At 65.1% G+C, this 13,563-nt stretch carries 12 protein-coding genes; 6 read left to right on the plus strand and 6 right to left on the minus strand.

Annotation, left to right across the window (positions count from 1 at the left end; translation table 11 throughout):
• Nucleotides 1–348: 348 nt before the first annotated feature.
• The 3 genes from groL to R3P95_RS10705 all read left to right on the plus strand — a co-directional run bounded on the left by groL (nt 349) and on the right by R3P95_RS10705 (nt 3,853).
• Nucleotides 349–1,974 carry a chaperonin GroEL gene (gene groL / locus R3P95_RS10695; protein ID WP_094641012.1) on the plus strand — a complete coding sequence of 542 codons (1,626 nt, stop codon included), beginning with the start codon at nt 349–351 and terminating at the stop codon, nt 1,972–1,974.
• A 154-nt stretch (nt 1,975–2,128) separates the two neighbouring features.
• On the plus strand, nt 2,129–2,920 hold the full coding sequence (locus tag R3P95_RS10700; protein WP_317548336.1) for an RsiV family protein: 792 nt from the start codon (nt 2,129–2,131) through the stop codon (nt 2,918–2,920).
• A gap of 30 nt (nt 2,921–2,950) precedes the next feature.
• Nucleotides 2,951–3,853, plus strand: a complete 903-nt coding sequence (locus tag R3P95_RS10705) for an alpha/beta fold hydrolase (protein WP_317548337.1) — start codon at nt 2,951–2,953, stop codon at nt 3,851–3,853.
• On the opposite strand, the gene R3P95_RS10710 is transcribed toward R3P95_RS10705, so the two are convergent.
• The 4 genes from R3P95_RS10710 to R3P95_RS10725 are packed head-to-tail and all read right to left on the minus strand — an operon-like array spanning nt 3,850 to nt 7,078.
• On the minus strand, nt 3,850–4,173 hold the full coding sequence (locus R3P95_RS10710) for a putative quinol monooxygenase (RefSeq protein WP_068048178.1): 324 nt from the start codon (nt 4,171–4,173) through the stop codon (nt 3,850–3,852). The two genes, R3P95_RS10705 and R3P95_RS10710, sit on opposite strands and share 4 nt — an antisense overlap.
• A gap of 46 nt (nt 4,174–4,219) precedes the next feature.
• Entirely contained in the window at nt 4,220–5,245 is a 1,026-nt protein-coding gene (locus R3P95_RS10715; protein ID WP_094641432.1) for an NAD(P)-dependent alcohol dehydrogenase, read from the minus strand.
• A gap of 5 nt (nt 5,246–5,250) precedes the next feature.
• Nucleotides 5,251–6,033, minus strand: coding sequence for an iron-sulfur cluster assembly protein (locus R3P95_RS10720; protein WP_262498440.1), 783 nt, complete (start codon nt 6,031–6,033; stop codon nt 5,251–5,253).
• Between the two features lies 1 nt (nt 6,034).
• On the minus strand, nt 6,035–7,078 hold the full coding sequence (locus R3P95_RS10725; RefSeq protein ID WP_317548339.1) for an amidohydrolase family protein: 1,044 nt from the start codon (nt 7,076–7,078) through the stop codon (nt 6,035–6,037).
• A gap of 153 nt (nt 7,079–7,231) precedes the next feature.
• On the opposite strand from R3P95_RS10725, the gene R3P95_RS10730 reads away from it, so the two are divergent.
• Together R3P95_RS10730 and ligD are read left to right on the plus strand one after the other, a co-directional pair.
• The gene (locus R3P95_RS10730) at nt 7,232–8,692 is read left to right on the plus strand and encodes a helix-turn-helix domain-containing protein (protein WP_317548340.1); all 1,461 of its coding nucleotides are present in this window, start codon (nt 7,232–7,234) and stop codon (nt 8,690–8,692) included.
• An 18-nt stretch (nt 8,693–8,710) separates the two neighbouring features.
• On the plus strand, nt 8,711–9,667 hold the full coding sequence (ligD, locus tag R3P95_RS10735; protein WP_317548341.1) for a non-homologous end-joining DNA ligase: 957 nt from the start codon (nt 8,711–8,713) through the stop codon (nt 9,665–9,667).
• 106 nt (nt 9,668–9,773) lie between these two features.
• On the opposite strand, the gene argG is transcribed toward ligD, so the two are convergent.
• Nucleotides 9,774–11,189 (minus strand): argininosuccinate synthase, encoded by a 1,416-nt coding sequence (gene argG / locus R3P95_RS10740; RefSeq protein ID WP_068048189.1) that lies wholly within the window; start codon nt 11,187–11,189, stop codon nt 9,774–9,776.
• 123 nt (nt 11,190–11,312) lie between these two features.
• The gene (locus R3P95_RS10745; RefSeq protein WP_317548342.1) at nt 11,313–12,020 is read right to left on the minus strand and encodes a FadR/GntR family transcriptional regulator; all 708 of its coding nucleotides are present in this window, start codon (nt 12,018–12,020) and stop codon (nt 11,313–11,315) included.
• Between the two features lie 99 nt (nt 12,021–12,119).
• Here R3P95_RS10745 and aspA point away from each other — a divergent pair, with 99 nt between their 5' ends.
• The gene (gene aspA / locus R3P95_RS10750) at nt 12,120–13,559 is read left to right on the plus strand and encodes an aspartate ammonia-lyase (RefSeq protein ID WP_149406593.1); all 1,440 of its coding nucleotides are present in this window, start codon (nt 12,120–12,122) and stop codon (nt 13,557–13,559) included.
• Nucleotides 13,560–13,563 lie beyond the last annotated feature (4 nt).

A 13,563-nucleotide genomic window follows, 5' to 3' on the forward strand; every position in this document is an offset into this window, starting at 1 on the left:
AACGGTATTAGCGCCGATGGTTCGAAGCACAGTATTCGGATGTTAACAACGCGTACGGATGTGAACAGTGCGTGAAGGACCCTCGCGAAGGTGAGCATCCGCTCGCGGCTGTCGCCGCGCGGTGGCGTCGGGCATGGGGGTGGCGGCGGTTCGCCCCTCGGCTTGCATGAATGGTCGACCTTGCACTCGCCATGGTCGAGTGCTAGAAATGCAGTTGGCACTCTCGACACGTGAGTGCCAGGTCGGGACACGGTGAGGCCGGGGAATCAACGACACCCCTGGTCGTCCGTCGCGGGCACCGAGCTCGGCCAGCAATGTGTCACCCCCAATCCGGAGGATCACTTCGCAATGGCCAAGATCATCGCGTTCGACGAAGAGGCACGCCGTGGCCTCGAGCGAGGCCTCAATGCCCTCGCCGACGCAGTAAAGGTGACGTTGGGCCCCAAGGGTCGCAACGTCGTACTCGAGAAGAAGTGGGGAGCTCCCACGATCACCAACGATGGTGTTTCCATCGCCAAGGAGATCGAGCTCGAAGATCCCTACGAGAAGATCGGCGCCGAGCTCGTCAAGGAGGTCGCCAAGAAGACCGACGACGTCGCAGGCGACGGCACCACCACCGCTACCGTTCTCGCTCAGGCACTCGTCCGTGAAGGCCTGCGCAACGTCGCAGCCGGCGCGAACCCGCTCGGCCTCAAGCGCGGCATCGAGAAGGCTGTTGCAGCCGTCACCGAAGCCCTGCTCGCGTCCGCCAAGGAGATCGACACCAAGGAGCAGATCGCTGCTACCGCTGGCATCTCCGCAGGCGACCCGTCCATCGGCGAGCTCATCGCCGAGGCAATGGACAAGGTCGGCAAGGAAGGCGTCATCACGGTCGAGGAGTCCAACACCTTCGGCCTGCAGCTCGAGCTCACCGAGGGCATGCGCTTCGACAAGGGCTACATCTCGGCGTACTTCGCCACCGATGCAGAGCGCCAGGAAGCCGTCCTCGAAGACGCGTACATCCTGCTCGTCAGCTCCAAGATCAGCACCGTCAAGGACCTGCTGCCGCTGCTGGAGAAGGTCATCCAGTCCGGCAAGCCGCTCGTCATCATCGCCGAGGACGTCGAGGGCGAAGCTCTCTCCACCCTCGTGGTGAACAAGATCCGTGGCACCTTCAAGTCCGTCGCCGTCAAGGCTCCCGGATTCGGTGACCGTCGCAAGGCGCAGCTCGCCGACATCGCCATCCTCACCGGTGGCGAGGTCATCAGCGAAGAGGTCGGCCTCTCCTTGGAGACCGCCGGACTCGAGCTGCTCGGTCAGGCACGCAAGGTCGTCATCACCAAGGACGAGACCACCATCGTCGAGGGCTCGGGAGATTCCGACGCCATCGCCGGTCGCGTCAACCAGATCCGCGCCGAGATCGAGAACTCCGATTCCGACTACGACCGCGAGAAGCTGCAGGAGCGCCTGGCCAAGCTGGCCGGTGGCGTTGCAGTCATCAAGGCCGGAGCGGCTACCGAGGTCGAGCTCAAGGAGCGCAAGCACCGCATCGAAGATGCCGTGCGCAACGCCAAGGCAGCCGTCGAAGAAGGCATCGTCGCCGGTGGCGGCGTGGCACTGCTCCAGGCAGCGCCCGCACTCGACAACCTCAAGCTCGACGGTGACGAGGCAACCGGCGTGAACATCGTTCGCGTCGCACTGTCCGCTCCGCTCAAGCAGATCGCATTCAACGCAGGCCTCGAGCCCGGCGTCGTTGCGGACAAGGTCTCCAACCTGCCCGCAGGTCACGGGCTCAACGCCGCGACCAACGAGTACGAGGACCTGCTCGCTGCAGGCATCAACGACCCGGTCAAGGTCACCCGCTCGGCACTGCAGAACGCAGCGTCCATTGCGGCTCTGTTCCTCACCACCGAGGCCGTCGTCGCCGACAAGCCCGAGAAGGCCGGAGCGCCCGCTGGCGATCCGACCGGTGGCATGGGCGGCATGGACTTCTGAGTCCCTCGTTGCACTGAAGAAGCCCGGCACCTTTCGAGGTGCCGGGCTTTTTCGTGCTGCGGGGCTTCGAATCGGGTGCAACCAGCCGCGCTCAGCGCGGTCGGCTGCACCCGATTTGCAGTACTACCCGTCGGGTCTGTGGTTAGGGTCGGTCATGACTCGTATTCGCTCGATGACCGTCGCGTTGGCCGTGACCGTGGTCCTCGCGGGATGCTCCACCTCGGGAACTGCAACGCCGGAGCCCGCACCTCCCGCTACCGCGGCGACGACGGTGAGCGTCGAGCCGACCGCCACAGCAGCGCCCGAGCCCACCGAGAAGCCGGACGCCGCCGAGCCCTACGTTCTGGGCAGCACCCGCGTCGCCGGATCCACGGGGAATGCGACGTACGACGTGGCCATTCCGCAGCTCAGTGGTGGGGATCCCGCCGTCACAGCGGAGTTCAACGAGTCGATGCGAGCCGCGCTGCAGGATCAGATCGATCGCGACTACGGATACGAGTTCGCTCTCAGCGACGGCTACTCGACGGGGACGACCCACGTGGGGAGCCGCGTGATCAGTGCCGAACAGATCACCGATTGGATCGCCGTCCCGCCCGGAGCGCATGGCAACTCTCTGATTGCGACCGTGACGATCGACGCGGACACCGCGCAACCGATCTCCCTCGACGATGCGTTCACCGATCTCGACGCAGGTCTGGCTCGGCTCTCCGATCAGGCAGCGAGGATTCTTCCGACCACCCGGGCCGGCGAGAGCTTCGAGCGCTCGGGCATCGAGCCGACCGTGGCCAACTTCGGAAACTGGACGGCGTCACCGGAAGGTATGAACATTCACTTCGGTGACTATCAGGTGGGTTCCTACGGCATCGGCCTCGTCACGATCACCGTTCCATGGACGGATCTGTCCGATGTCCTCGCTCCCGGCATGCAGGATGTGCTGAGCAGCTGACCCTCTGCCCGACAATGCGAACATGGACCCATGATGATTCGCGCAGGGGTGCTGGACGTGGCCTACGACCGCCTCGGTGATCCGTCCGGTCGTTCGGTGGTGCTGCTGCACGGGTTTCCGTACGACCCGCGCTGCTACGACGACGTCGCGAGGCTGCTCGCCGATTCCGGTTACGACGTGGTGGTGCCGTACCTGCGCGGTTTCGGTCCGACCCGGTTCGTCGACGCGGCCACGATGCGCTCCGGTGAGCAGGCTGCGATCGGCCATGATCTCCGTGAGCTGATCCTCGCCCTGGAGCTGAACGAGCCCATCGTCGCCGGTTACGACTGGGGTGGGCGAGCGGCCTGCGTCGTTGCCGCGATGTGGCCGGAGCTGGTGTCGGGCTTGGTGAGCGTCTCCGGCTATCTGATCCAGGACATCGCCGCGGCGGTGTCGACGCCGGTGGCCCCGCACCTGGAGAAGCGGTTCTGGTACCAGTACTACCTGCACTCCGAGCGGGGTCGGGCCGGGCTCGCGGAGTACCGCGCAGAGATCGCACAGACACTGTGGACGGACTGGTCGCCCACCTGGCGGTTCGGGGACTCCGAATTCGCGGCCACTGCACCGTCGTTCGACAACCCCGACTTCGTCGACGTCTCCGTGCATTCCTACCGGCACCGCTACGGCATCGAGGTGGGGGACGCGGCCTACGCAGCGACCCAGGAGTTGCTGACCGAGCAACCGAGGATCACGGTGCCCACGGTCGTGATCGATCCGACCGAGGACACCGTCGCCTCGCTGTACGGCCGCCCGGACCACGCGGCGCACTTCGACGATCTGATCGACGTTCGTCAGGTCGATTGTGGCCACAACCCGCCTCAGGAACTACCTGGGCAGTTCGCCGACGCCATCGTGACGCTGGGCCAGGTGGTCCGGGATCGCGGCTCGAACTAGTCGACCGCGAGCTCGCCCAGTTCGTTCCAGTCGGTTCCGTCCACTTCCTGGCTGATGATCTTCGGCGTCTCCTGCAGGTACGGCGGGAGATCCTTCTGTGCCTGCTTGAAGTGATCCGAATTCACGTGCGTCGCACCGGCATCGGGGTCCTTGAAGGCCTCCACCAGGACGTACTCGGTGGGGTCGTCCAGGGTGCGCGACCAGAAGTACCAGAGGCACCCTTCCTCGGCTTGGCATGCTTCGGTGAAATCGCGTGAGATCTCGGGCCAGTTGTCGGCGTGCTCGGGCTTGATCTTGAACTTGGCGGTGATGAAGATCAACGGTGCTCCTCGTGGTCGAAGTGATGGTTCTTGCTACTACCCGTTTTCACGGTACGAGAATCGCGCGTCCGCGAACACGTCCGTTGTCGAGGTCGTCGATGGCGCTCTGGAAGTCGTCCAACGCATAGGTCTGCGTATGCAGGTTCACCGCGCCTCGCGCGGCGAGCGACATCAGATCGCACAGGTCGTTGTACGACCCGACGAGGTTGCCGACGATGTTCTTCTCCTCGGAGATCAGGTCGATCGTCGGTACATCGATGTTCTCGCCGTATCCGACGACGTGGTAGTCGCCGGCCCGTCTTGTCATCGCCAATCCTTCTGCGGTGGAACCACCTTCGCCGACGAAGTCGAGCACCACCTCGGCACCGAACCCGCCGGTGAGCTCCATGATCTGGTCCACCTGACTGCCGTCGGCGACCACCGCGTGGTCGGCACCCAAGGTGAGAGCAAGTTTCACGGCATCGGCGTTGCGGTCGATGACGATCAGTTCAGCGGGGGAGAGCGCCTCGAGAACCTGGATGCCGATGTGGCCGAGGCCGCCTGCACCGATGACGACACACTTGTCGCGTGGTGTCAGCCGTCGGGCCGCCTTTGCCGCCGCGTGATAGGCGGTCAGGCCGGCGTCGGCGAGTGCGGCCACCGCGGACGGCTCGAGCGAGTCGTCGATCTTCACCACTGTCCTGGCGTTGGTCCTCAGGTAATCCGCGTACCCACCGTTGGTGTCGATTCCCGGGAAATCGCTTGTCTCGCAGTGCACGTCGTCGCCGGATCGGCAGGCGCGGCACAGTCCACACGTGACCAGCGGATGCAGAATCACCTTGTCGCCCTCGGTGACGTTGGTGACGGCCGATCCCACCGCATGCACCCAGCCAGCGTTCTCGTGGCCGATCGTGTACGGCAATGTGACACCCGACTTTTCGGCCCACTGGCCTTCGAGAATGTGCAGATCGGTGCGGCACACGCCTGCTCCGCCGATCTTCACGATCACGTCCAGGGGACCCTGCACTTCGGGAATCGGGACCTCGGTCATCTCCAGCTTCCGGTGGTAGCCGACAACCTGGACGGCGCGCATCGTGCTCATCGTGAATGCTCCTGTGTAGTGCGTTGTGGGACAGCGACAGTGGTCAGGGGAATGAATGCGCCCTCTGCGCGTGGGACTTGCTGTTCCTCGGCACCGGGGTAGCGGGTCTGCAGCAGTCCGCGGCAGAAGTGCGCGTTGCCGTCGATCGACACGCGGGTGGCGCGGGCTCGCCGCATCACCATCGTCAGGTCCCCGGTGTGCGGGCGGCCGGCGTGATCGACCAGCGCCGAGGCGGCCGGATCCGTGCGAAGTCCGAGTGCCTCACGGCGGCGGAGCAATGCGTTCGACGTTCGGTCGTCCGCAAGATCCCCGAGCACGACCGTCGACAGATCGTTCTCGGTCGCATCGGGATTCGCCCGCAACCATGCTTTGAGCGAGCGTTCCATCGCAGCTACGTACGCCTTGCGGCGGAACGTCGCTCGTAGCTCGTCGAGGTTCTCCTCGGCTTCGTGTCCGAAAGTGCCGCGGTAGCCGGCGTCGGCGGCAAGGCCGGCGTTGATCTTGTCCGAGTCGTGGTGATCGTCGAGCTCGACCAGCACTCGCTCGGTCCATGGCAACGCCGTCAGCACGTCCTTGGAGTCTCCCGCCATCAGATACGCGAAGTTCGGTGAACAGAACGACGTCGGCAGCCGGAGATGAACATGCACGACGCCGTCGTCGACCTCGAGGGATCGGACGAACCCGAGATCGGTGATGGGCTCGTCCAATTCGGGATCGAGGACGAGTCCGAGAGCGGCGAACGCCTCGTCGTGCCTCGACAGGGTTGCAACTACCGACACATCACACCCCCGCGAGGTCGGCGCGTTCGGGTTGACGCGGTCCGGTCTCGGTTTCGTCGGCGTCGGGCAGCTGCAGCTCGGTGGGCACCGGGATGTCGTACATCTTCGCGGCGTTGAGCCCGAGCACCTTCTTCTTCTGCTCGATCGTGATGGGCGCGTATTCGTCGAGGGACTCGTGGATCTGGAAATCGACGAATCCTTCGACCAACCACTTGGGCGTCCACAGCGCGTAGTCGGAGGAGAAGAAGATGCGGTCCTCGCCCAGCCAGTACAGCAGCTCGCCCATGATCTGCCCGAAATACTTCGGACGCGTGTGCATGAACGGAATGGCCACGGCAAGTCCGGCGTACACGTTCGGTTCCTGGGTGGCGATCCAGCAGAAGTCTTCGAGCCGCGGCAGTCCGCAGTGCTCGACGACGAAGTTCAGGTCCGTGAAATCGGTGGCCACGTGGTCGACGTCCGCCACGTCGAAGGCATCACGGTCGAGCGGGCGGATGGTCGGGCCCTTGTGCACGTGGATGTTCTTGATGCCGACCTCGCGGCACACGTCGAGGTAGCGCCGCGTCCAGTCGTCGTCGAGCTTGTAGCCGCGGGAATCGCCGTTCCACTCGGCTGTGTAGAGCTTGACGCCTTTCAGCCCGAATCGTTCTGCGTCCGCGCGTAGCTGGTCGAGGCCACGCTCGCCGTTGCGAGGATCGAAGTGGTGGTTGTAGGTCAGCTTGTCCGGGTTGGCCGCAGCCAGTGCCGATGCTTCGTCGGTCTGGCCGAAGCCGCGGTGATAGAACTCGCCGAGGTGGGCCGGCTGGAAGATGGCGTGATCGACGTAGCCGATCTCGAACAGGTCGTGCATCAGCCGCTCACCGCCCTGGTAGAGGTACTCCTCGTAGCTCCACAGCTCGGATTCGGGGGACAGGTTGCGGTGGTAGTCGTAGAAGCAGTCGATGAACTGCTTGCCGTGGATGTTGCGCTGGTTCTCCGCGCGCGCATCCCACAGGGCGATGTGGGCGTCGACGATGAAGTAGTTCTCGCCGTTTTTCGTGTACATGCGGTGGGCCTCCCGAATTGCAGTGCGTGACGTGGGTCACGTTGATCTGTGCACGACGGTAGGGCTGTGGGGCCGCCTCGGGGGCCCCTCGACGTCTCAATTCGAGACGATCGGCGGGGTGAGATTGCGACATGCGAATGTAACGTGGGTCACATGGCTGAACCGGAGGGTCTCGTGCGAGCCCGACTCCACTCCGAGCCCCTCGCTGCCGTCTCCCACCGCCTTCTGGCGTCGTGGCATCGCAGCCAGCGGTACGGGGTCTCGCTCGACGAGGTTGCTCCCGTCTTCTCCGGAACGTACGACGGCGAATCCCTGTTCTATCGCTGCGGCCGGGAGGTGCTCGACGGTCTGCGCGACACGCTGGCGAACGAGCCGGTATCGATGATGCTGACCGACGCCGACGGTCTCGTACTGGATCGCGTCAGCGCGGACCGCGAGTTGCTGGCCGCGCTCGATCGCGTTCACCTGGCACCCGGGTTCTCCTACGCCGAGGATCAGACCGGCACCAACGGACTCGCACTCGCGCTGGCGGATCGGGTACCTGCGGTGGTGAAGGCGGACGAACACTACTCGCTCTCGTTGGCCGGGTACACGTGTGCGGCCGCTCCCGTTCTCGATCCACTGACCGGCCGGGTGGAGGGGTGTGTGAATCTCACGACGTGGTCGCAGTCGTCGTCGGATCTGCTTCTGGCCCTTGCTCAATCGGCGGCCGGAAACACCTCGGCGATGATGCTCGCACGGTCGCAGGGCCAGCAGCCCAGGCCCACACCGCGCGGTGAGGTCTTCCGGGTCGAGACCGCGCACAGCGGAGCAGGATCCGGCATCGTCGACGACCTCTCGCCGGCCTGGCGCAGTGCACTGGGCTCGGCGACATCGGCGCTGGCCGATCACGGTTCGGTGCTGATGGTCGGCGAGGCGGGATCAGGACGAGCTACCGTCCTGGCCCGAGCGCTGCGGACATCTCGGCCCCGCGGCCGCATCCTCAGCGCCGGTGCGCCCGCTGCCCGTGACGTCGAGGCCTGGCTCGACCTGTGGACCCCCGAATTGCCGAAACCCGATACCGCCGTGGTCATCCGCGACGTCGACAGGCTGCCCGCCCGTGCGGCAGACACGTTGGCGGAACTGCTTCGTCGTGCAGGGGCAGGTGTGCCGGTGACCGTCACGGCATCGAACTACGACGACGTTCCGCATGCACTCGCCGGATTGCTGCGCACAGTCGTCGAATTGCCTTCCCTGCGACATCGGCCCGACGACATCGCGCCGCTCGCCCTGCACCTCGCGGGCCGGGTACGCGGCCGGGCCGTCAGGCTGACCACCGCCGCCGAGCGGGCGCTGCGGGAGTACGCCTGGCCGGGAAACGTCGCGGAACTGGCGACGGTCATGCATCGGGCCGCGATCCGCGCAGACGTCATCGGCATCGAACACCTGCCGCCGGAGGTGCTGTCGCACACCACCCATCGACTCACCCGCATCGAGACATTCGAGCGCGACGAGATGATTCGCGTGCTCTCGCAACCCGGCATCACGATGAACGACGCGGCCGAGGAACTCGGCATGAGCCGAGCGACCATCTACCGCAAGCGAGACCGATACGGCATCACGCTGCGTTCGTGATCGCCTACGCTCGATCTCATGGCCAGTAGCTCACCGTCGATCGAGTTACCGGTCGGCGACCGCATCGTACGAATCTCCAACCCCGATCGGGTGTATTTCCCCGACAGCGGTGCCACCAAGCTGGATCTGGTGAACTACTACCTGAGCGTGGGCGACGGCATCGTGCGGGCACTGAGGGAGCGGCCCTGCATGATGCACCGCTTCCCCAAGGGTCTCGCCGGAGACAAGGTGCACCAGAAGCGCGTACCCAACGGAGCGCCGCCGTGGCTCGAGACGGTGCAGGTTACCTTCCCCCGCTACAACCGCACTGCCGACGAATTGTGCGTGACGGAGTTGGCGCACGTGGCCTGGGCGGTGCAGATGTCGACCGTCGAGTTCCATCCGTGGAACAGCCGCCGCGCCGACGTGGAGATGCCCGACGAGTGGCGCATCGACCTCGACCCGATGCCCGACTGCCCCTTCGACCGAGTGCGACGCGTCGCCGGGGTCGTTCAGGAGGTGTTGGAAGACCTCGGAGCCGTCGGCTGGCCCAAGACCTCCGGCGGTCATGGACTGCACATCTACGTGCGCATCGACCCGGCCTACGGATTCAAGGATTTACGAAGGGCTGCACTGGCTTTCGCGCGTGAGGTCGAGCGTCGCGCACCCGAGGACGTGACCACGACGTGGTGGCGCAAGGACCGCGACCCGTCGAAATTGTTCGTCGACTACAACCAGAATGCCCGCGATCACACCATCGCCAGCGCGTATTCGGTGCGCGGAAATCAACAGGCGACGGTCTCGACGCCGATCTCCTGGGACGAGGTCGCGAGCGTCGACCCGCGCGAGTTCACGATGTTCACGGTGCCGGCCAGATTCGCCGAGTTGGGTGACCTGCACGCCGGCATCGACGACGCAGTGTTCGCCATCGACGAGTTACTCGAATGGGCGGAGCGGGACGAGCATCAGGGCTTGGTCGAGCCTGCAGAAGACTGACCCCGCCGAACTCGCAGTTATGTACGGAAATCGGCGGAAATCCGTGCATAACTGCGAGTTCGGGCAGGAGTGGAGCCTGCGGAACGACCCAGTTGCGCAAGCAGTTCTAGTCGGTACCGGACTCGATGGCGGCGTGGTCGAGTGCCGAGGAGTCGACGGAGCTGTCGGGGCCGCTTGCTGCGATGGCGTCGGCTCCGCCTGCGGGCAGTTCGCCGATCAGGTCGCCCCAAGCGGTGAGTTGATTCTGCGCGGCGTATTGCTCGAGTTTGCTGCGTGAATCGGCGATGTCGAGGTTGCGCATGGTGAGCTGGCCGATGCGGTCGCCGGGGAAGAATGCCTGGCCCTGGCTGCGTTCCATCGACAGCTTCTCGGGGTGGTAGCTGAAGTTGCTGCCCTGGGTGTCGACGATGGTGAAGTCCTGGCCGCGGCGCAGCCGCAGTGTCACGCTGCCGCTGACGACGTTGCCGACCCACCGCTGCAGGCCCTCACGGAGCATCAGCGCCTGCGGATCGAACCAGCGTCCCTCGTACAGCAGGCGTCCGAGTCGACGGCCCTCGTTGTGGTAAGAGGCGACGGTGTCCTCGTTGTGGACGGCGTTGACGAGGCGTTCGTAGGTGATGTGCAGCAGCGCCATGCCGGGGGCCTCGTAGATGCCGCGACTCTTGGCTTCGATGATGCGGTTCTCGATCTGGTCGCTCATGCCGAGACCATGGCGACCGCCGATGGAGTTGGCCTCCATGACGAGGTCGACAGCGCTGTCGAAGGTCTTGCCGTTGATGCGGACCGGGCGGCCGCGCTCGAACTCGACGGTGACCTCCTCGGCGGCGATCTCCACCTCGGGGTCCCAGAACTTCACGCCCATGATGGGGTTGACGATCTCGAGCGAGGTGTCGAGGTATTCGAGGCTCTTGGCCTCGTGGGTGGCACCCCAGATGTTGGCGTCGGTGGAGTACGCCTTCTCGGCGGAGTCGCGGTAGGGGAGCGTGCGCTGGCTGAGCCACTGCGACATCTCGTGCCGGCCGCCGAGCTCGGCGACGAATGCCTCGTCGAGCCAGGGCTTGTAGATCCGCAGCTGCGGATTGGCGAGCAGGCCGTAGCGGTAGAACCGCTCGATGTCGTTGCCCTTGTACGTCGATCCGTCGCCCCAGATCGAGACGCCGTCTTCCTGCATGGCGCGGACCAGCATCGTGCCGGTGACCGCGCGGCCGAGCGGGGTGGTGTTGAAGTACGTCTGCAGCGACGAACGAATGTGGAATGCGCCGCAGGTCAGTGCAGCCAGGCCCTCCTCGACGAGCGGCTCGCGGCAGTCGATGAGCCGCGCTTGCTCGGCCCCGTAGGCCAGGCCGCGCTCGGGCACATCGGACAGATCCGGCTCGTCGTACTGGCCGATGTCGGCGGTGTACGCATACGGCACTGCGCCGTGCTCGCGCATCCACGCCACGGCCACCGAGGTGTCGAGACCGCCGGAGAATGCAATGCCGATTCGTTCACCGACCGGGAGAGAGTTCAATACCTTCGTCACGGCAGCAGCCTAGTAGGGGTCGTTCCGCGGGCTCCACTCCCGGCCTAGTAGGGATCGTTCCGCAGGCTCCACTCCCGGCCTAGTAGGGGTCGTTCCGCAGGCTCCACTCCCGGCCTAGTCGTACTACTGATCCGGCCTATCGGCGAGCGACTCCACTGCACCCCGGACCGCATCGAGATGCACGGTCATGGCGCGGGCTGCCGCGTCGTATTCGCCGGATCGGATGCCGTCGACGATCGCGTCGTGTTCGACGTTGGATTGCTGCTGCCGATGTGCGACGAGGTTGAGGGTCTCCGACTGCCGCGTCAACGCATCCCGAATATCGACGATGATCGCCTCGAATACGCGGTTCTTGCTCGCTCGCGCGATCGCCGTGTGGAACTGCGCGTCCAGCAGTACCCAGGCCTCGTGGTCGTCCTCGGAGCGCATCTCGTCGGCCAGACCGGCGAGCACCGTCAACTCCTCGTCGGTGCGACGCTCCGCGGCCCAGCCGGCAGCGGGAATCTCCACGTGCGGGCGGGCCTCCATGAGCTCGCGGGCGGCGTAGTTGCCGATGTCGAGGTCGCTTCCGACGCGGTCGCGAACGACGAAAGTGCCCAGGCCCGTTTTGGTTTCGGTCAGGCCGAGGGCATGGCAAGAACGTAGCGCCTCACGGATGACCGAGCGACTGACGCTGTGCCGGGTGGCGAGCGCGGCCTCGGAAGGCAACTTCTGCCCGACGGGGAGATCGCCCGACGCGATCGCCGAGCGGAGGTCGGCGAACACCCCCTCGGCTGCGCTCATTCGGGCATTCGTGGGCGCACTGACTGCCCAGCTGTCCGACAGGTTCATGACGCAATCCTAGCTTGGGGTTGACCGATGAGGTGTTCTGCGCCACACTCTACCTGTCAGACAGCCGGACAGCTGGACACCCCATCAAGGAGCGCAACCGTGGCCGATACCCGCATCGAGAAGGATCTTCTCGGCGAACGCGACATCCCGACGACTGCGTACTGGGGGATCCACACCCTGCGCGCTCTCGAGAACTTCCCCATCACCGGGCGTCCGATCTCCACCAACGCGCACCTCGTTCGCGGACTCGCAGCGGTGAAGTGGGCAGCTGCGTCGGCCAATCAGGATCTCGGAATTCTCGACGCCACCCGCGGGGAAGCAATCCGCACGGCGTGCCAGGAGATTCTCGACGGCCAGTGGCACGAGGAGTTCGTCGTCGACGTCATCCAGGGTGGTGCGGGCACCTCGACCAACATGAACGCCAACGAGGTCATCGCCAACCGTGCGCTGGAAATCCTCGGGCACGCCCACGGCGAGTACAGCATGCTGCACCCCAACGAGCACGTGAACGCGTCGCAGTCCACCAACGACGTGTACCCGACGTCGGTGAACATCGCGACCATCTTCGCGGTGCACGAGCTCATCGCCTCGATGAAGGTGCTGCGAGATTCGTTCGGCCGCAAAGCAAGCGAATTCGCCACCGTCGTCAAGATGGGCCGCACACAGCTGCAGGACGCGGTGCCGATGACTCTCGGTCAGGAGTTCGGCACCTACGCGATCATGATCGACGAGGACTGCTCGCGGCTCGAAGAAGCAGCACTGCTGGTGCACGAGATCAACCTCGGAGCCACCGCCATCGGCACCGGACTCAACGCTCCTGCCGGATACACCGAATCGGCCGTCGCGCATCTGCGGACGATCACCGGTCTGCCGCTGGTGACGGCAACGGACCTGATCGAGGCAACGCAGGACGTCGGCCAGTTCGTCCACCTGTCCGGTGTGCTCAAGCGGGTTGCGGTGAAACTGTCGAAGATCTGCAACGATCTGCGGTTGCTGTCGTCCGGTCCGCGGGCAGGCTTCAACGAGATCAATCTGCCTCCGATGCAGGCGGGTTCGTCGATCATGCCCGGCAAGGTCAACCCCGTCATCCCCGAGGTGCTCAATCAGGTTGCCTACGAGGTGATCGGGCACGACGTCACGATCACGATGGCGGCCGAGGCAGGACAGTTGCAGCTCAACGCATTCGAGCCGATCATCGTCAAGTCCCTGTCCGACGGTATGGCGCATCTGAGTGCCGCGTGCCGCACCGTCGCGCATCGCTGCGTGGACGGCATCACCGCAAACGTCGATCTGCTGCGTGAGCGCGTCGAGAACTCCATCGGCCTGATCACCGCGCTGAGCCCGTATCTCGGATACGTGGAATCGACTGCGATTGCCCAGGAAGCGTTGGTCAGTGGGCGCAATGTGGTCGACCTCGTACTCGAGAAGGGGCTGCTGGCCCGGGACGAGCTCGATCGGCTCCTGAGTCCCGAGCACCTCGCCAACCTTCGAGTGGCGCCGGTCGAGCATGCAGATGCTCCCGAGACGTCGACGAGGTGACGCG

Origin of the sequence: Rhodococcus cercidiphylli (assembly GCF_033042225.1) — a bacterium.
GTDB lineage: Bacteria > Actinomycetota > Actinomycetes > Mycobacteriales > Mycobacteriaceae > Rhodococcoides.

Excerpts from the sequence above, each read along its gene's own strand:
- groL (WP_094641012.1), top strand. The coding sequence starts at position 349 with ATGGCCAAGATCATCGCGTTCGACGAAGAGGCACGCCGTGGCCTCGAG.
- R3P95_RS10700 (WP_317548336.1), top strand. The coding sequence starts at position 2,129 with ATGACTCGTATTCGCTCGATGACCGTCGCGTTGGCCGTGACCGTGGTC.
- R3P95_RS10705 (WP_317548337.1), top strand. The coding sequence starts at position 2,951 with ATGATGATTCGCGCAGGGGTGCTGGACGTGGCCTACGACCGCCTCGGT.
- R3P95_RS10715 (WP_094641432.1), bottom strand. The coding sequence starts at position 5,245 with ATGCGCGCCGTCCAGGTTGTCGGCTACCACCGGAAGCTGGAGATGACC.
- R3P95_RS10725 (WP_317548339.1), bottom strand. The coding sequence starts at position 7,078 with ATGTACACGAAAAACGGCGAGAACTACTTCATCGTCGACGCCCACATC.
- R3P95_RS10730 (WP_317548340.1), top strand. The coding sequence starts at position 7,232 with ATGGCTGAACCGGAGGGTCTCGTGCGAGCCCGACTCCACTCCGAGCCC.
- ligD (WP_317548341.1), top strand. The coding sequence starts at position 8,711 with ATGGCCAGTAGCTCACCGTCGATCGAGTTACCGGTCGGCGACCGCATC.
- R3P95_RS10745 (WP_317548342.1), bottom strand. The coding sequence starts at position 12,020 with ATGAACCTGTCGGACAGCTGGGCAGTCAGTGCGCCCACGAATGCCCGA.